Below are 18889 nucleotides of genomic sequence, written 5' to 3' on the forward strand. Positions count from 1 at the left end.
AATAAAAATAAAAACAAAATATTTAATTTCGTCTTTTCACTCTTATTTAAAACAATGAAAAGACGACTTTAAACGCAAAAAAATAATATATAGATGTGATCGGTTGAGGTTATAAAACCTCAGTCACTTTATTCTGGTCACCATTCGATGGGACTGAAATGTCTTTTGAAACAGCTAACTGTTTTTTCACTAATTGAGGGTCAAAATCATCTTGCTTTAACGCTTTGGCTAAGCCAAACATATAAAGCAAAATAATGACTGAAAATGGTAAACCACATAACACCACAGCACTTTGCATGGAGTTAAAACTACCGGCTAAAAGCAAGCCAATACTTACAATGGTAATTACCACAGACCAAAAGACGCGTAACCAGATCGGTGAATCACTATCATTGGTGCCCCCTTTTGAGGACAAATTAGCGATCATTAGTGTACCAGAGCCAACTGGTGTCAAAAATAAAACGAAACAAATTACAACAACAATGCCAGCAACATAAGGATTAAATGGCAGATATTCGAGTAGCTTAAATAAAGATAATGCAGGATCAGTTAAGACCATATCACCCAAAACTTTCTGTTTTTGGTTCAAGATAAAGTAAATGGCAGTATTTCCAAAAACCGAGATCCAAGCCAGCGTAAAGCCAAGTGGAATCAGGCATACACCCAGAATAACTTCCCGAATCGTACGTCCTTTTGAAATACGGGCAATAAACATCCCTACAAAAGGTGCCCAAGCAATCCACCATGCCCAATAGAATACTGTCCACGAACCTAACCAGCCACTGGCTTTTTGGTTGTATAAATACATATCAAAGCTTTTACCAATAAAATTGCTTAGATAATCACCCGTATTTTGCACAAGACCATTTAATAAATGATTTGTAGGACCCGTTAAAAATACGAATAAAAGTAAGGCATACAGTAGACGTAAATTAATACGAGATAACCATGCCAGACCTTTTTCAATGCCGACCACTGTCGTAATTGTGGCAACAAACATCATGACCAGAACGGCAGTAATTAAGGTCACAGAGTTATCAGGAATTTGAGGAAGTAAATAGCAAATGCCAGATACGAGTACCAAAGCACCAATTCCTAAATTGGTGACCAAGGAAATAACCGTTGCTAAAATTCCAAAACCATCAACAAAATCCCCCACCAAGCCATGAACACGCTCTCCAAAAATTGGATAAAGTGCCGAACGTAATGCTAAGGGCAGGTCTTGTCTAAAGGCGAAATAACCTAGAGTGACTCCAAGCAATGCATAGAGTACCCAGCCATGAATCCCCCAATGCAAAAAGCTATAGGTCATGGCATTTCGGGCAGCTTGAATGGTTCCGGCCTCACCTTCTGGTGGTCTCAAAAAGTGATCAACAGGTTCGGCAACACCATAGTAAAGTAAGGCAATACCAATACCTGCCGAGAACAACATTGAAGTCCATGCCAAATAAGTAAACTCAGGTTTATCGTCGTCTTTTCCTAGGGGAATCTGCCCCACTTTTGAAAAAGCGAGCCAAGCCACAAAACCTAGACAAAGCACAATCACCAGCATGTAATACCACCCGAAAAAGTGATTTACTTGCTCTTGTATATAGGTCAACCAAAACTGACTTTTTTCTGGAAACAGCACAAAAAGTAGGCCAAAAATGCCAATACTGATGGCCGAACTCCAAAATACAAAACGATTTAACCGAATATGGTCTGAAGAATATCTATCACTTTTCAACACCATCTTATTGCTCCTTGCAATCGGTGTATTTTCTCAAAATAACGTGATAAGTAATGTACTTATGCGCATCATCCTATCCTTAAGAATCTTCGATTTTACCTCCTTATTCCTAGAGGCAATCTTCAAAAATTCATTGATTTTTACATATCATACTTGTTATTGATTGAACGTTCAATCAATAACAAGTATGATAAAAAAAGTGCTATGATGCTCTGCAAGTTAACATGCTGAATTTAAAGCACCACTAAAAGTGCTGATGTGGAAAAACATGACAAAACGCAGAGTAAAACCAGAGCACGTGCGACGTGAAGAAATTATGAACGCCGCACTCGACGTAATTTATGAAGTGGGGTTATCCAATACCACCATTGCACAAATTGCAAAAAAAGCCGAGCTGTCGACCGGCATTGTCAGCCATTATTTTGGCGACAAACAAGGGTTGATCAATACCTGTATGCAAGAAATGCTGAATGTTCTGCGTCATAAAACCGAACAGTACAGAGCAGAAGCAGATTCGCATCCAGAGAGCCAGATTAAGGCGATTATCGACTCTAACTTTGACATTAGTCAGGTCAATGAAAAAGCAATGCGGGTCTGGTTAGACTTTTGGTCAGCAAGTATGCATGTACCAGACTTAAGCCGCTTGCAAAAGATTAATGATCAACGCCTGTACTCTAACTTGAAATTTTATTTTCTCAAGTTAATAGATGAACAACAGGCCAGTGTTGCCGCTCGCGGTTTGGCAGCATTGATTGATGGATTATGGTTACGAGGCAGTTTAAGCCGTCATAACGAATTTGACAGCAACCTTGCTCGTTCCATTGCTTACGATTATGTACAAACGCAAGTTCAATTTGCGAACAAGCCTTTGCAGGAGAGACAAAATGAGTGATGCACAAGTTCATCAACTGTATATCCATGGACGCTACGTTAACGCAACCAGTGGAAAAACATTTAATAGTATTAACCCTGCCAACGGCGAGACGATCGCAACTCTTCAGCAAGCATCTGAACAAGATATTGAAGCTGCTGTACAAAGCGCACAACAAGGACAAAAAATCTGGGCTGCCATGACTGCCATGGAGCGTTCACGTATTTTACGTCGCGCAGTCGACATTTTACGTGAACGTAATGATGAACTTGCCCGTCTTGAAACACTCGACACTGGTAAAGCCTACAGTGAAACATCTACCGTCGACATTGTGACTGGTGCAGATGTACTCGAATATTATGCAGGACTTGCAACTGCCATTCAGGGTGAACAAGTTCCGCTTCGCGAATCAAGTTTCTTTTATACACGCCGTGAACCTTTAGGCGTGGTTGCAGGTATTGGGGCTTGGAACTATCCAATTCAAATCGCTTTATGGAAATCTGCCCCTGCCCTTGCTGCCGGCAATGCCATGATTTTCAAACCTAGTGAAACCACCCCTCTTACTGCATTCAAACTTGCAGAAATCTATACAGAAGCTGGCTTACCAGACGGCGTATTCAACGTAGTTCAAGGACCAGGCCGTGAAATTGGTCAGTGGTTAACTGAACATCCAGTAATTGAGAAAATCTCATTTACAGGTGGTGTTGAAACTGGCAAAAAAGTCATGGCAAGCGCTGCTGGCTCTACACTTAAAGAAGTCACCATGGAACTTGGCGGTAAATCTCCACTGATTATTTGTGAAGATGCCGATCTTAACCGTGCAGCTGATATTGCTGTCATGGCGAACTTCTTTAGTTCAGGTCAAGTTTGTACCAACGGTACTCGTGTATTCGTTCCAAAATCTCTTTTAGCCGATTTTGAAAAAGCCGTTGTAGAACGTGTAAAACGTATTCGCATTGGTGACCCAATGGCTGAAGAAACCAACTTCGGGCCACTCACCAGCTTCCCTCACATGGAAAAAGTTTTGTCTTTCATTGAGTCAGGCAAACAACAAGGCGCTAAAGTCTTAATTGGTGGTGGACGTGCAACAGAAGGTGACCTTGCTAAAGGCGCTTATGTACTACCGACGGTATTTAGCGACTGCAATGACCAGATGGCAATTGTTCAAGAAGAAATTTTTGGACCAGTCATGAGTATCTTAAGCTACGAGACTGAAGAAGAAGTGATTCGTCGTGCTAACGACACCACCTTTGGTTTAGCTGCCGGCGTGGTCACTCAAGACATTAGCCGCGCTCATCGCATTATTCACCAAATTGAAGCTGGTATTTGCTGGATTAACACTTGGGGCGAATCGCCTGCCGAGATGCCAGTGGGTGGCTACAAACAATCTGGTGTAGGCCGAGAAAATGGTCTAACCACGCTTGGGCACTATACCCGTATCAAATCTATTCAAGTTGAACTTGGCGATTATCAAAGCATTTTTTAATGCATCAATTGCCTTAAACACTTCAACCTAAACCACATATGCAGAGCAATCTTTATAGATTGCTCAGGCAAACTGTTAGTAAAAAAAGGATAGTTATGAATATTAAAGAATATGATTACATTATCATTGGCGCAGGATCTGCCGGAAATGTACTTGCTGCACGTCTTACTGAAGACAAAGATACCACCGTTTTATTATTAGAAGCTGGTGGACCAGATTATCGTTTGGATTTTCGTACACAAATGCCGGCAGCTTTGGCCTACCCTCTTCAAGGTCGTCGCTATAACTGGGCTTATTTAACTGACCCTGAACCGCACATGAATAACCGTCGTATGGAATGTGGTCGTGGTAAAGGTTTAGGCGGCTCATCTTTAATTAATGGTATGTGCTATATCCGCGGTAATGCAATGGATTTAGAACAATGGGCAACCCATAAAGGCCTAGAAAACTGGTCTTATGCCGATTGTTTGCCATACTACAAAAAAGCTGAAACTCGTGATATTGGCGAAAATGACTACCATGGTGGCAATGGCCCTGTGTCCGTTGCTACACCTAAAAATGGCAATAATGTCTTATTTCATGCCATGGTTGAAGCTGGCGTACAAGCAGGTTACCCGCGTACCGATGACTTAAATGGTTACCAGCAAGAAGGCTTCGGCCCAATGGACCGCACGGTAACGCCTAAAGGCCGCCGCTCAAGTACCGCACGTGGTTATCTGGATATGGCAAAAGGCCGTCCTAACCTCACCATTTTGACTCATGCAACCACCAATAAAATCTTGTTTAACCAAAAACAAGCCGTTGGTGTTGAATATATTATCGGGGCTGACCAAAACAACTTGCAACGCGCCTTAGTTAAACGCGAAGTCTTACTGTGTGCAGGTGCAATTGCTTCTCCACAAATTTTACAGCGCTCTGGTGTGGGTCAAAGTACCTTCTTAAAATCAATGGACATTGATGTCGTTCATGATTTGCCAGGTGTAGGTGAAAACCTGCAAGACCACTTGGAAATGTACCTACAATATAAATGTAAGCAACCCGTTTCTTTATACCCTGCCTTGAAATGGTATAACCAACCTGCCATTGGTGCTGAGTGGTTATTTAATGGAACAGGTATTGGCGCAAGTAACCAGTTTGAAGCAGGCGGATTTATCCGTAGTTCAGATGAGTTCAAATGGCCAAACATTCAGTACCATTTCTTGCCAGTTGCTATTAACTACAATGGTAGTAATGCCGTGAAAGAACATGGTTTTCAGGCACACGTTGGTTCAATGCGCTCGCCTTCACGTGGCCGTATTAGACTTAAATCAAAAGATCCGTTTGAGCATCCAAGTATCTTGTTTAACTATATGTCGAGTGAACAAGACTGGCGTGAGTTCCGTGATGCGATTCGTATCACCCGAGAAATTATGCAGCAACCTGCACTTGATCCATATCGTGGTGATGAAATTAGTCCGGGCAAACATTTGCAAACCGATGCAGAGCTTGACGACTTTGTTCGTAACCATGCAGAAACGGCTTATCATCCGTCTTGTAGCTGTAAGATGGGTGAAGATGAAATGGCTGTCGTGGATGGTCAAGGCCGAGTCCATGGTATGCAAAGCTTACGTGTGGTTGATGCCTCGATCATGCCGCTTATTATTACCGGTAACTTAAATGCAACCACCATTATGATTGCCGAGAAAATTGCAGACCAGATTCGTGGACGTGAAGCATTATCACGTTCAACTGCACCATTCTATGTAGCATCATAAAACCGTTAAGGGCATATTTCTTATACAGAGATATGCCCTTAATTTAATAGGTACTGCACAAGCATTAATAAGAACTATGTATGACAAAAAATAAGCGGTTATAAGGTGAACATTTACATAAATATGCCATGAAATAAAAATTAATCTATTTTTATAGGCAAATATTCTTCAAATGATTTAACTTTAGCCAAATCAATATTATTGCTTTAATTTCAAATACTTAAATTAAAATAATTAACTTAAACTATCTTATAAAACCTCAATTTGATTAAATATAAATCATATTTATGATTTTGATGAACCCCATTTATTATAAAAATTGTCTTGTCAATGCAAAATTAGTCTAAAATATAGAGTGTTTGCGATAATCCCAAGTCATTTTTATTTTTTTCGAATTTCTCTAATTTTGAGAATTCAGTTTCGCATTTATATCCATTTTGTCTGGATACGCTGTCTAGGTTTCCTCACTCCTTAAGTGACTCAAATAACTTATTTTAAGGTCCCCCTTACATGAAAAAGTTTTTGAAATACCTTCTGGTATTAATCATTCTTATTTTAATTGCAGGTATTGTTTTCTTGTTTAGACCAACTGCGTCAAAACAAGTCGAAACTGCAAAAGATGAGCCAGTTGTTGATGCTGTTCTTGTTGGCGGCGGCATCATGAGTGCCACTCTTGGTACTTATTTAACTGAGCTTGAACCAAACTGGCAAATTCGTATGTATGAACGTCTTGACCAAGTTGCTCAAGAAAGTTCAAACGGCTTTAACAATGCCGGAACAGGCCACTCTGGCTTTATGGAAATGAACTATACCGAAGAAAAAAACGGTAAGATGGAAATTGTCAAAGCTGAAAAAGTTGCTTCTCAGTTTGAAGTAGCGAAACAGTTCTGGTCATATCAGGTAAAACAAGGTGTTTTAGCTGAACCTAAATCATTCATTAATCCAGTTCCGCACATTGCTTTCGTTTGGGGCGATAACGTTCAATTCTTAGAAAAACGTTATGCTGCCATGATTCAAAGCCCGCTGTTCAAAGGCATGAAATTTACTGAAGACCCAGCTGTAATTAAACAATGGGCACCTTTAGTCATGAACGATCGTGACCCTAGTCAAAAAGTTGCAGCAACCCGTATGGATGTTGGCTCTGACGTAAACTATGGTTCTATCACTAAACAGTTAGTGAATCGTTTAGATCAAAACCCGAACTTCAAATTACAGACTTCAACCGAAGTGACTGGCATCAGCCAAAATGATGACAAAACTTGGACTGTGTCTTTCAAAAATTTGAAAACTGGTAAAGTAGATCACGTTAAAACACGTTTTGTATTTATTGGTGCAGGTGGTGCAGCAGTTAAATTATTGCAACTTACTGGTTTACCAGAAGCGAAACAATATGCTGGCTTCCCTGTAGGTGGTGAGTTCTTAATTACTGATAACCCAGCGATTACATCTCAACATACAGCGAAAGTATATGGCCGTGCTGAACTTGGTGCGCCTCCAATGTCTGTACCACATATTGATACACGTTATATCGACGGTAAAAAATATGTATTGTTTGGACCATTTGCAACGTATTCAAACAAGTTCCTGAAAAATGGTTCTCAGCTTGATTTACTTGCATCAACTAACAAAAACAACGTTTTACCAATGACCACTGTTGGTCTAGAAAACCTTGATCTTGTTAAATACTTGGTAAGCCAAGTAATGATGTCAGACCAAGACCGTCTAAATGAACTTCGTAAATACTACCCAGATGCGAAAGCTGAAGACTGGCGTTTAAGCCAAGGTGGTCAACGTGTTCAGATCATCAAGAAAGAACCAGGTAAACCTGCAACCCTTCAATTCGGTACAGAAATCTTTGCGTCTAAAGATGGTGCTGTAACTGCATTGTTAGGTGCGTCTCCAGGTGCTTCGACTTCTCCATACATCATGCTTAACTTGCTTGAAAAAGCTTTCCCTCAGCAAACTGAAGGTAAGTGGAATCAGAAGCTTCATGAAATTGTAGTGTCTTATAAACAAGACTTGAGCAAAGACCCTGTGTTACTCGACAAAGTTCGTCAGTACACAAGTTCTACGCTTGGCTTGAACTATACATCTCCGTTCAAAGCTGCAAACGATGAAACTGCTGCTGCCCCAGTTGCAAAAGCAAACTAAGTTTGACGATGTATAACTAAAACTCCAAAAGGATGAATTTCGATTCATCCTTTTGTTTTTAAGTCCTCAGTTGAGATATTTAGATTCGCTATGACGCCTTTAAAATCAACACCTCGCCTCTTATCATTTTGTTTTAAGCTCGTGCTTGTTTTGCTACTGGCTTATCTGTTGTTAAGCGGGTTTTATATGTGGATGATTGGCGGTACAACGATTTATGTCAGCTCAGCCCTATTACTCGCCATCACTGCTTATGCATTTAAGCTCGGCAAATATCAAAAACTATGTTCTGTTTTAAACGTACTGATGAGCGCAGCCGCATTATATTTCAGTAGTGCTCATTTATTTTTCTCTCCTGTTCAGTTCTTGATATTTTTACCTGCTCTGTTTTTTGCTGTGCTTGCTTTTATTTCTCAGAACAAGACTCGCAGCTTATGTAAGCTTTTATTATTAATCAGTTTATTGATTTGGTCAGGCGTACACTTTACGCAGCTTGAACAACTTAAAGCCTATTATAAAACACAGCACACAGGCGAAAGCTGGCAACAATTTGGTGCGTTGTAAGATTATTTTTTACGCTATATTTCAATATAAATACCTTATGTTTTCTATATAAAGTTCATCAGTAAAACTGAACATCATCTACAGAAATCCTTTTAAGAAAAAATATTCATAACAATCTAATTTATTTAGAAATATATCGAGCATATTAGCGATTGAACACGACTCATCTACACGCTAGATTACACAAATATTTTTTCTCCCTTTATGTCGTAATTTATGAAAATTTTAGATGGTGGTTTAGGCCGTGAATTGGCTCGTCGTGGTGCTCCGTTTCGTCAACCAGAATGGTCTGCACTTGCACTGATTGAAGCACCTGAAACAGTAAAAGAAGTACATCTCGATTTTATTAACGCGGGTTCAGAAGTCATTACGACTAACAACTATGCTGTTGTGCCTTTTCACATTGGACAAGAACGCTTTGAAACTGACGGCGTACGTTTAATTAAAGTTGCCATCGAACAAGCAAAAAATGCAGTTAAAGAAAGTGGCAAAAATGTCAAAATCGCAGGCTGCTTACCGCCTTTATTTGGTTCTTACCGTGCAGACTTGTTTCAACCTGAACAGGCTAAAAACCTTGCCGAGCCAATCATTAACACATTGGCACCAGAGGTTGATTTTTGGTTAGCAGAAACTCAATCGTGCTTAAAAGAAGTTGAAACAGTTCATGCGTTATTACCAAAAGATGGTAAAGACTATTGGGTATCGTTCACGCTGCAAGACGAAATCAAACATGAACAAGCACTACTTCGTTCAGGCGAAAACATGCAACAAGTGGCTGATTTTATAAAACACTCAAATGCAAAAGCAGTGTTATTTAACTGCTGCCAACCTGAAGTGATCTTGCAAGCGATTAAAGAAATTAAAGGATTTATTCCAGAGTCTGTACAAATTGGTGCCTATGCCAATGCTTTCCCGCCGCAAGATGACAGTGCAACTGCCAACGATGGTCTGGATGAAATTCGTAAAGACTTAGACGCTCCAGCTTATCTTGGTTTTGCTAAACAATGGCAGCAAGCAGGTGCAAGTCTAGTCGGCGGTTGCTGTGGCATTGGTCCAGAACACATTGCTGAACTTTCTCAATTTTTTAAAGAATAAATACCATGTCTGCTGCCAAAATTGGACTATTGTCTCTTACAGCGCTGGTCTTTAGTTCTATGGTGGGGTCAGGCGTATTTAGCCTTCCCCAAAATATGGCTCAAGTCGCTAACGGCTCTGCCCTTCTTGTTGCATGGCTCATTACTGGGGTCGGCATTATTTTCTTGGCCCTCACGCTATTGCATTTAACGCGTCAACGACCAGATCTTGACGGTGGTATCTATAACTATGCGCGGGAAGGTTTTGGAGACCTGATTGGTTTTTGCTCGGCGTGGGGTTATTGGTTGTGTACCACCATTGGTATTGTCGGTTATGTGGTGATTGCCTTTTCAGGCGTCGGCATGTTTACCGATAGCAAAGACCATATTATTTTTGGTGAAGGTAATACGCTCTACTCTCTGATTGGCTCAAGCATTTTTGTATGGCTAGTGCACTGGTTAGTGAGTCGAGGTATTAAAGAAGCTGCGATTGTGAATTTACTGGCAACTATTGCCAAAATCATTCCAATGGTGGTTTTCATCTTCTTTACCTTTATTGCCTTTAAGTTTGATTTGTTCAAACTCAACTTAAATGACTTCTCTTTAAAAGTTCCACTTTGGCAGCAAGTGAAAGACCTGATGCTCATTACCCTGTGGGTATTTACCGGTATTGAAGGTGCTGTAGTTCTATCATCGCGTGCAAAAAACCGTTATGACATTGGTAAAGCGACCATTTTAGGTGTGTTACTGGCGTTAACTTTTTACGTGATGGTGACAGTATTGGCTTATGGTGTGGTGAGTCGTGAGGCCCTTGCTGGCATGCACAACCCATCAATGGCAACCATTTTGCAGCAACTGATCGGTTTACCGGGCACAATCGTTATTACCATCGGGCTTATTATTTCAGTTTCTTCGTCTTATTTAAGCTGGACATTATTCGCCACTGAAATTCCATATTTAGCTGCAAAAAATGGTGCATTCCCGAAATTATTTTTAAAGAATAATCAAAATAATGTACCCATTTCATCACTTTGGCTAACCACCATTGTCGTGCAAGGTGCCTTAATTGCGGTGTATTTTTTCAATAAAAACTACACTCAGCTTTTATTAATTTCATCGGTCATGATTTTGCTGCCTTACTTTCTGGTGTCGGCTTTTTATCTTAAAGAATCCATTCGCCATAAACGCACGCCGCATATTGCCATTGCAAGTGTCGCTTCCATTTATGCACTTTGGTTGCTCTATGCAGCAGGATTAGATTTATTACTTCTGTCTGTAGTGTTGTATTTGGTCGGCTTGGTTATTTTTTCAATCAGCTATTTTGAGCATAAAAAATCGCTCAAACAAAATCAGCTTAATTGATCATTTCAACCACTGTTGAGTCGTTTCAGCAGTGGTTTTCTAAAAACAAAAATTCTATTTTAAAGGCTGTGACTGCTTTAAATGCAATCTTAAAATACGCCGTAATTCTAAAATCGCTTCTGGGGTAGTTTGAATCGAATGCCCGCCCTTAATCATCAGTTCCGACTGTTCACCACCTAAATGTGAACTTTGATACGGCACAATCCCATCGCTGCTTTTTAATTTATCAGTCGTGCCATTTATGTTCCCCATAATCGAGTGATAGACCACGCTGGAGGATGGCTGAATGGCTTGCGTAAGCTGCATAAAGCTAGAAGAACGACTTAAATTACTCGCCCCATTTTCAATTAAACCTTTTCTGAGCTTTGTGTTTTTCTCATCTTTCATTTCGACCGCAATAAAGAAATCAGCTGGCAAACGAATAATACGGCGTGCAATTTGGGTAAACCATCGATCAGCGTAATCTGTGCCATGATGCGGTGCCGAAACAAAAACAACCCGCTTAAAATAAGGCAAAGCTTTGAATTGAAAACGCTCTAGCACCACAGGATTTTCTTTTAAACGGTTTAGCTGGGCTTCATTCATTTTTTGCATGGCTTGCTCTGAAACATCGGCATCGCTTACCAATAGGCGACTAATCACTCCGCCCATACTATGCCCGACCAGCACTGCATCGTGTGCAGCGTAGCTATCTTTAGCAACATTTTGAAAAGCTTGATTCAGCAAAGAATAAATCTGAAAACGACTTTCAAAAATCGGCATATTGGTTGAATAAAACACCTGCCAGACTTGATAGTTATTTCTTAATTCGGCATCGCCCATAATGTCATTGGTTAGGCTTACCCAAGCCTCTGGGCTACTTGCTAAGCCATGAATAAATACAATGATTTTTTTATTGGGGTTAAAGGGTTCCAGCATATATAAATGCGGCATGATCAAATTGTTTTCTTTATTAATTAAAGACCAATAACCTGCTGCCCCTAAATTATATTTCGACAGCCAAAGCCCATAAGGCGCCGAATAGTTTGCAGTGAGCGGATAGTCCACACCATCAACCTTTACACGGTCTTGTCGATATGGATCAAACATGGCAATTTCTAAATCTGCTCCAGCAATGACCTGATCTGCTGTGGCTTTTTGTTTTGGGTAAGCAATGGCAGTGACTGGAAAGAAGCGTGGTAAATGTATGTTCGGATTATTCTGATGAGCATAAAAAGCATCGGGGTCTAAAATGAAGCCGTGATTTACATCATTTTCTTTACGCCCAACAATAAATTCCGCCCCTAAACCATCCTTACGGTTAACGGTATTAAAGCCAGAAAAGTTCATGTTATAGCTTGAACGAAAAGTATCGACTTCAATTTTTTGTACATCTACGGCATGGTCAAAATTGACGTGGTACTCATGGCCATCTGCTTTAAGCAATGGTGGAAAGCGATGTGTATTTAAATGATTAAAATACGTGGTCATAAGCTTCGACAAAGCCACGTTATAAAAAATACGCACCTGATTTTGCCGGTGATCAAATACCCGATCGAACGGCGACTCTTCAGAGTCAAATAAATAGACATAACTATAGCGCAAGCTTTTATCAAACAACGCCAACTCTTGCTCAAGGCAACTACTACTTTTATTGATGGCATTACATTGGCTATTACGTCCGACGTCTAAAGCTTTTGCCAAATAAATTTCACTGAGCGCAGCATAGCGTTCTTCTCGACTGCTATTTTCAGATAAGCTTTGAATTTTATTTAAACAATCATCAAAATTTTGCAGACAAGATTTTTCGTCTTTTTTAACTAAATACAGCAAGTTTTGAGTTTGATGACTTAAGGTGCCGTCGGTCAGAATACTTTCATTCTTACTTTTTAAAGCATTACTTAAATTACTTTCTTTTAAATTAATGACCTGACAGCCACTGAGCAAAGCCATTATTGTTATGATTGAATAATGATAAGACTTTGTCATTGTGCATTCCTTAATCGAATGTATTCCCCATCTGGTCATTATGCCTGTAAAGCAGTGAACGAACAATTTCGGCTCAGCTTCCATTTTCCTTTATTGCGAAAAAAAGCCTGAACTCATTTTAATTCAGGCTAATTTATTATTTTTTCTAATCAAGCTTGGTTGAACTTTTGCTGTGAAGCTAAATAAGAAAAATACAAAATTGGTAAGATAAATGGCGCTACACTCCAGAAGTCAAAATAGACATAGAGTATCGCTCCCAAGAAAGCACCAATCACAAATCCAATCACAATACTGGCACTTTTTAGAAAACTTGCCCGATTGGCTGCATTATTGTTTTTAAGCAAGTTGGCAATATCAATACCAAGCTGGGTAGTGTTACCTGTCATCATGGTACTTGGGCTAATATTTTTAATGAGGGTTTTGCTGGAAGTATTACGAATAGCCAAAGCAATTAAACCCAACCCGCCTGTTACTGCAACTGTTAGTGCGTCCGGATTTTTAAATGGTTCAAAGTAAAGTCCTGCAACCATGAAGGCACATAGAAAAATAGCTTCAAATAAAAACAAATAAGACAGTGTTTTGTGCTTAACCTGACTACGGTCAATTAACAATTTCGTGATCACCACCGTCAAAATAAATAGCGGGATTGCTGCGAGCTTAATCCATATACCAGTACCGCCTTTAACCCACGCAGCACCTGCCAATACTAAGTTTCCCGTAACATGAGCGGTAAAAAAACCAAACAGCGCAATAAAACCAATGGTATCAATTGCCCCACCCACCATGGTCAACAAAACAGGATCTCGACATATTGCCCAGGTACTTTCTGTCTCTTTTTGAATTGGGGTATCTGCCATATAAAATATCCTGTTAAATTAGAGTTTTAAAACAAGTAAGTTGTATATAAATGATTTAAAAATGAATAATACTAAAGTGTTTATGAAAGCAAAAAACGATGTAAAAAAATAGAGTGCGTAATGTCGCAACACTGTCTTTAAAATGGCAACAATTAAAATTGAGTGTTTTTAAAACAATAAACGGTTCTCAACTTCAAATCAATTTGACCTCTAAAACTGTTATAACTATGATGAAGCCGCAAGTTGATATCAATTGGTTTTGAACCTGAAAAAGTTATGCCAAGATATGGATAATGAAAAACAACAACCAAGAGTAGATATATGTCACTTTATAATTTTTCAGTTTTTCTAGGTGGATTATTATTTGTATCGATTGCCTCTGCTGGCTATAAAAGTAATGCACACCGTGATTTTTACTCAAAATGCATCGCAGCTGGACATAGCCGTTCAACCTGTCTGTGTATTTATCATCGTTTAGAGCGTCAATATTCCCCTAAACTCATGCATAAACTTGGAAATTTAAGTCTACAAAGCCCTGAGGTACCGCGTGATTTTGTGAAAACCATGATGCGCACCATGCAACAGTGCAGATCATAATTCTTTCATTTTTTAAGCCACATCCACGCTAACACCCCAGCCATACATAAAATTGCTGGATAGACAAACCACGGATGTGGAATGGTCCAAATCATAAGTCCCGCAGCCAAACTCATACTCAACGTCGAGATGTATTTTGCTTTTTTAGGAATACGCCGATGTTCTTGCCACTCGCGAATGAGTGGACCGATATAACGATGATTTCGAAACCATTGATGAAGTTTTTCAGAGCCTCGAGCCGCAAAGAAAACCGCCAAAATTATAAAATCAACGGTAGGTAAACCCGGAATAAAAATACCCAATATGCCAAGTGCAATGCACAACCAAGCCAAACCAATAAACACCCAACGCGCCCAAACAGAACGGGCAAGCTTACTGACTGGTTGAGCGGGTGCTAACGACTGCTCATGTTTTACGATTACATTTACTTGATTGAGTTTATCCATATCGGGTATTCCCTTTATCCACTTTTTATTATTTCAATTCATCAAGCTGATCAAGCGCCTGACCAAAATATCCAAAGGCATCTAACGCTCCCTGAACGACTCGGTCTTGTTGGGTTTGGTCAAAGCCTGTTTCATCAAGTGCTTGAACAAAACGTTTCCAAACTTTAGCGCGCCCTTCGGGATAAGCAGCTAAATTACGCGCAGCAAACGTTTCAGAAAAACCCAAATGCTTTTGAGCTTCTTTAAATAAAAATGCAGCCCCTAAAGTTGAACCTTCAGACACATAAATCCAGCCTAAAGCTTCGGGTAATTGTACGTTTTCACTGTGTAATTGCTGTTCATTGGGTTGAATACCCAAATCATTTAAATCGGCAAGTGCTTGTTTTGAGCGGCCACGAATGTCGAGGTCTGGAATCAGCCCTGCCACACCCTCTTTTTCAAAAAGATGTTCAATTTCACGCTGAAAGTAATATTGAGACAACGTAAATTGCGCGTATTTTTCTTTACTTGAAAATACCTTTGCCTGTGACATTAATTGATGCATACGTTCATGTTCAGCAGCGGTTTCTTGTTTCAAACGTAAAGACAAGCTGTTGCTAATGATTTGGTCTGTAGATGAGTTCATCATCTTTCTCCTGCAAAATGGATATCGCTCATCGGTTAACGGCCCCGATTGAGTTTAAGTTGGACTGGAAAATCCACAACAATAGTCACGGCTCGACCGTTAATTTTGTGGGGTTTAAATCTGGATTTACGTGTAGCTTGCATGACCCGTTCATCAAGGCTTTGAATGCCCGAACTTTGACGTAATTGAATATCGATTGGCTGCCCTTTTTCATTAATGCGAATCCGAAGCTCAACCAAACGATTTTGTTGTTTTAACTCGCGGTCATCATAATCAAGCCCGCCAAAACTCAGCACATCCACGCTACTCACCTGAACAACGTCATCGTGTTCAACTTGAGTACTCGGTGCTTTGGAATATTCTTGCTGCATTGCGGGTGTTTTGACGCCGCCACTTTTAGTTTCGCTATTGGTGTTTTGTGGCAAATGCTCAGTTTGCGTTTGTTCAAGGTCTGTCGAACTCAGTTTTTTATCGTTATGAACCGCTAGCCTTTCTGTACGCTGCAATGGTTGGAGCGAAGTTGAATTGTTTAAACTCGTTTTTGATGGTGCTTGCTGTTTATCATTTAAATTATTTTGCACGACCTCTTTAGCGGCAGTTTTTGACGCTAATGTTTGAACATTTGTAGGCGAGTTTTTTGATTCTTCAGGTACTGAAGATACCGAACTGTTTAATGTAGATTTAGGCGTTACACTTTTTTTAGGTTGGCTTTCGGTCTTTTCAGCCGATGGCTTTTTAGCAGGTGCCAATGACACAAAACTTACTTTTAATGCATCTACTTTTGGCGATGCTTGAAAAGTATAAGGTTCAATTAAATGGCTCAGCATCCAGACAACAAACACATGCAGACCAATCACCACAACTACGGTTAAGCACTTATAAAAATGCTTCGGCCCCTGTGGTAAAGGCAACATAACCATCGGCTTATGTGTAGGGAATAAAGATTTTGATTTCATGACTTATTCCCTAAAAACGATGCTCAAGCTTGAGACTAATGTTGTGTTTATCGTAGGAATACAACCAATCGACATTGCTTTTATTTTGGTTATAGCGATAGGTTAAATTGGGTGTCATGCCATAAAACTCAAAGCGCGGCATTTGCACAACAAAGGTATAGTTCTGTTCAAAATCATGACGACGAGCTAAGAAAGTTTCTGCGTATTTGTCAAACTGACGCCAACGGTAAGAACTTAACAAAGTGGTGTTAAATCCTGTGCTCCAAGATTTGCTTAAGCCTAATCGTACGCCTTGCTGTTCGTAGGCAGCTACATATTTTTCTTGTGCAGAATGGTCAACTACATCTAGACCACCAAAAACAGTCCATTGGTCTGGAAAAATCTTCCAGAAAGTGGCAAAAGCTGAATTTTCTATACCATCAAAGCTTTTATATTTCTGATAATTAAAATCTTTTCTTTCAACTTCAAGCTTAAAGGCTTTATCTGACGAGATAAAATGCATCCACTCGGCACGGGCCCCCCACGCATTATAAAGGCCGTCATTGCCATAACGTTTATGTTCAAAAAGTGGACTCACCCCAATTTGATTTTTTAAGTCAAAGTAGCTGTAGCCTGCATTAATGTTAATGGTAGATTCATTAAATGCCGCGTAGTCGTTATAGGACTGTCCAAACGCCAGCGCACGTAAAGCCACGCCATGATGCCCTTCAATCGCATAGCGTTTGATAAGACTGGCTTCGTAGTCTAATCCCGTTGCTGACACAGGTTTAGGACTATCACGAGTAACTTTCTGAGACCCAATAATCTTACCGTCCTTATCTGTCTGATAACTCATCCATGTTTTGCTCTGTTCAGACGAACTATTTAAATTACTGACATAGGTATAACCCGCTGAAACAGAGCCTTGCCAAGAGTCTCGTTTTTTTAGTGCTTGAACAAAGGTATTCACTGTTGTTAAAACCCCAGACGGGATTACCGCAGGGTCACTTTGTTTCAGTTTGTCTTGAATGGAAATAAAAAGGCGTGCTGCTTCCTTATTTTTCTGTTGTTCAAACAGCACGCGCGCTAACTCAAGTTCACAAATTAAATTATGAGGTTGTTGTTTTAGGCTGCTTTGAAATTTTTGTTCAGCCAATTTCAGTTGACCCTGAGAACGTGCAACTGCCCCTTCGGCAAAGTCGGTTAAAGCCCGATCGTAGCCAACATATTTCTTATAATGTTCTAAATAAACCGTGGCTTTGAGCCACTGTTTTTGCATGACTGCCAAATATAACGCCTTGGCAAGATCATTCTGGTTTTGTTCAACACTGTATTCTTGTCCATTAATTTGAAGTTTTGGTAATTGCTCGGTACTACGAATGGTTCCCTGCTCATGAAACTGTCGCTGTTCTTGTAAAAGTGTTTGGTCCAAGCTTTGATTAAGACGAAGCTGTGTGTCTTCGTCGGCATATAAAAATGGACAACTCAACAATGTCAGACAGCACAAAAGCGTTCGTTTCATAAAACAATAAACCTGAAGCAACCAAGCAAAAGTCAAAAAACAAAAGGAATCTACGTGTGTAGATTCCTTTTGCATTCATTAATTTTTAGCACCGCCAAAAGCAGTGTTGTAAGACACGTTATCAAACTGGGCAATACCCGCTAAAGCCGACGCATTTGCACCAAAGAATTGACCTTGAACCACACCAGAGTTGTCAACACCAGCCGTACCGTTAGCTGTTGCCAAACCTGCAAACGCAGCAGTACCTGGGTTAAATGCCACACCATCTAGGCTTAATGATGAAACAGCTGTACCAGTTCCTGTAAGCGTTCCTTCAAGTGTGCCCGCGCCATAATTTGCCGTGAACGTACCACTTAACAGATTGCTTCCAGAACCGTTAATCCCTGCAACGGTATAGGTTGCAGTACCCGCGGTTGGAACAGTGGTATTGGTATTATCACCCGCGTAGTAAACGGTATGGCTCGCGCTTGCCGGTGTGTCGCCCGCTTTCCACCATTCACCAAAATAGACTTCCTGTGTGCCCACCTGACCAAAGTTAAAATTACCTAATGCGCTGTGTGAAGGTGGCATTGCAGACACTGGAATATGCGAAATATTAAAGGTTTTGCTGCCAACCGTTACATTGGTGTTACTTGTTCCCTGAGCAGCAAAAGCCTGAGCCAAACCTTTTAACGAACTAAAACCTGTAAAAGCGTTATATGGTGCACCCGCAGCTTGAACCGATACCGCTGACACACCACCCGGATGGCTTGCATTGGCAGCAGCACCAATTTTGATGTTACTTTCATTACTCGAAATACCATCAATACCTGCATAAGCAAATGCAGTTGAACAAGCAACAAGACCCAAGAACAATTGAGAGATTTTCATTTGTTGTTACTCCATCTTTTTTAAAACTAAGTTATTGTTTAATTTAAAATAACGATTTCGCTATTTTTAGTTTATTGAGTAG

The 18889-nt window shown here is 40.1% G+C and carries 16 protein-coding genes; 8 read left to right on the top strand and 8 right to left on the bottom strand.

Going from position 1 to position 18889, the window contains the following annotated elements; translation table 11 throughout:
* Nucleotides 1-109 precede the first annotated feature (109 nt).
* The gene (locus tag F935_RS10880) at nucleotides 110-1732 is read right to left on the bottom strand and encodes a BCCT family transporter (RefSeq protein ID WP_016138978.1); all 1623 of its coding nucleotides are present in this window, start codon (nucleotides 1730-1732) and stop codon (nucleotides 110-112) included.
* 265 nt (nucleotides 1733-1997) lie between these two features.
* On the opposite strand from F935_RS10880, the gene betI reads away from it, so the two are divergent.
* The 7 genes from betI to F935_RS10915 all read left to right on the top strand — a co-directional run bounded on the left by betI (nucleotide 1998) and on the right by F935_RS10915 (nucleotide 10987).
* On the top strand, nucleotides 1998-2621 hold the full coding sequence (gene betI / locus F935_RS10885; protein ID WP_016138979.1) for a transcriptional regulator BetI: 624 nt from the start codon (nucleotides 1998-2000) through the stop codon (nucleotides 2619-2621).
* Complete coding sequence (betB, locus tag F935_RS10890) at nucleotides 2614-4086, top strand: betaine-aldehyde dehydrogenase (RefSeq protein WP_016138980.1); 1473 nt, start codon at nucleotides 2614-2616, stop codon at nucleotides 4084-4086. Before betI ends, betB begins: the two co-directional genes overlap by 8 nt.
* Before the next feature lie 95 nt (nucleotides 4087-4181).
* Complete coding sequence (gene betA / locus F935_RS10895) at nucleotides 4182-5840, top strand: choline dehydrogenase (protein ID WP_016138981.1); 1659 nt, start codon at nucleotides 4182-4184, stop codon at nucleotides 5838-5840.
* 510 nt (nucleotides 5841-6350) lie between these two features.
* Nucleotides 6351-7991 (top strand): malate dehydrogenase (quinone), encoded by a 1641-nt coding sequence (gene mqo, locus F935_RS10900; RefSeq protein ID WP_016138982.1) that lies wholly within the window; start codon nucleotides 6351-6353, stop codon nucleotides 7989-7991.
* 90 nt (nucleotides 7992-8081) lie between these two features.
* Nucleotides 8082-8552 (top strand): hypothetical protein, encoded by a 471-nt coding sequence (locus tag F935_RS10905; protein WP_016138983.1) that lies wholly within the window; start codon nucleotides 8082-8084, stop codon nucleotides 8550-8552.
* A 216-nt stretch (nucleotides 8553-8768) separates the two neighbouring features.
* Nucleotides 8769-9647 carry a homocysteine S-methyltransferase family protein gene (locus F935_RS10910; RefSeq protein WP_016138984.1) on the top strand — a complete coding sequence of 293 codons (879 nt, stop codon included), beginning with the start codon at nucleotides 8769-8771 and terminating at the stop codon, nucleotides 9645-9647.
* A gap of 5 nt (nucleotides 9648-9652) precedes the next feature.
* On the top strand, nucleotides 9653-10987 hold the full coding sequence (locus F935_RS10915) for a basic amino acid/polyamine antiporter (protein ID WP_016138985.1): 1335 nt from the start codon (nucleotides 9653-9655) through the stop codon (nucleotides 10985-10987).
* Nucleotides 10988-11041: 54 nt separating this feature from the next.
* Here F935_RS10915 and F935_RS10920 read toward each other — a convergent pair whose 3' ends face one another.
* On the bottom strand, nucleotides 11042-12955 hold the full coding sequence (locus F935_RS10920) for an esterase/lipase family protein (RefSeq protein WP_016138986.1): 1914 nt from the start codon (nucleotides 12953-12955) through the stop codon (nucleotides 11042-11044).
* 149 nt (nucleotides 12956-13104) lie between these two features.
* Nucleotides 13105-13812, bottom strand: coding sequence for a YoaK family protein (locus F935_RS10925; RefSeq protein WP_016138987.1), 708 nt, complete (start codon nucleotides 13810-13812; stop codon nucleotides 13105-13107).
* Between the two features lie 321 nt (nucleotides 13813-14133).
* Here F935_RS10925 and F935_RS10930 point away from each other — a divergent pair, with 321 nt between their 5' ends.
* Nucleotides 14134-14409, top strand: coding sequence for a hypothetical protein (locus tag F935_RS10930; RefSeq protein ID WP_016138988.1), 276 nt, complete (start codon nucleotides 14134-14136; stop codon nucleotides 14407-14409).
* Between the two features lie 5 nt (nucleotides 14410-14414).
* On the opposite strand, the gene F935_RS10935 is transcribed toward F935_RS10930, so the two are convergent.
* The 5 genes from F935_RS10935 to F935_RS10955 all read right to left on the bottom strand — a co-directional run bounded on the left by F935_RS10935 (nucleotide 14415) and on the right by F935_RS10955 (nucleotide 18807).
* Nucleotides 14415-14855: a YbaN family protein gene (locus F935_RS10935; protein ID WP_016138989.1), complete on the bottom strand. Its 441-nt coding sequence runs from the start codon at nucleotides 14853-14855 to the stop codon at nucleotides 14415-14417.
* A 28-nt stretch (nucleotides 14856-14883) separates the two neighbouring features.
* Nucleotides 14884-15483, bottom strand: a complete 600-nt coding sequence (locus F935_RS10940) for a biliverdin-producing heme oxygenase (protein ID WP_080645590.1) — start codon at nucleotides 15481-15483, stop codon at nucleotides 14884-14886.
* Between the two features lie 32 nt (nucleotides 15484-15515).
* Complete coding sequence (locus F935_RS10945; protein ID WP_016138991.1) at nucleotides 15516-16436, bottom strand: energy transducer TonB; 921 nt, start codon at nucleotides 16434-16436, stop codon at nucleotides 15516-15518.
* Nucleotides 16437-16446: 10 nt separating this feature from the next.
* On the bottom strand, nucleotides 16447-17913 hold the full coding sequence (locus F935_RS10950) for a hemophilin secretion modulator (protein ID WP_080645748.1): 1467 nt from the start codon (nucleotides 17911-17913) through the stop codon (nucleotides 16447-16449).
* Nucleotides 17914-18015: 102 nt separating this feature from the next.
* The gene (locus F935_RS10955) at nucleotides 18016-18807 is read right to left on the bottom strand and encodes a Slam-dependent surface lipoprotein (protein ID WP_016138993.1); all 792 of its coding nucleotides are present in this window, start codon (nucleotides 18805-18807) and stop codon (nucleotides 18016-18018) included.
* Nucleotides 18808-18889: the final 82 nt, after the last annotated feature.

It is taken from the genome of Acinetobacter calcoaceticus ANC 3811 (assembly GCF_000399665.1).
Taxonomy (GTDB): domain Bacteria; phylum Pseudomonadota; class Gammaproteobacteria; order Pseudomonadales; family Moraxellaceae; genus Acinetobacter; species Acinetobacter calcoaceticus_B.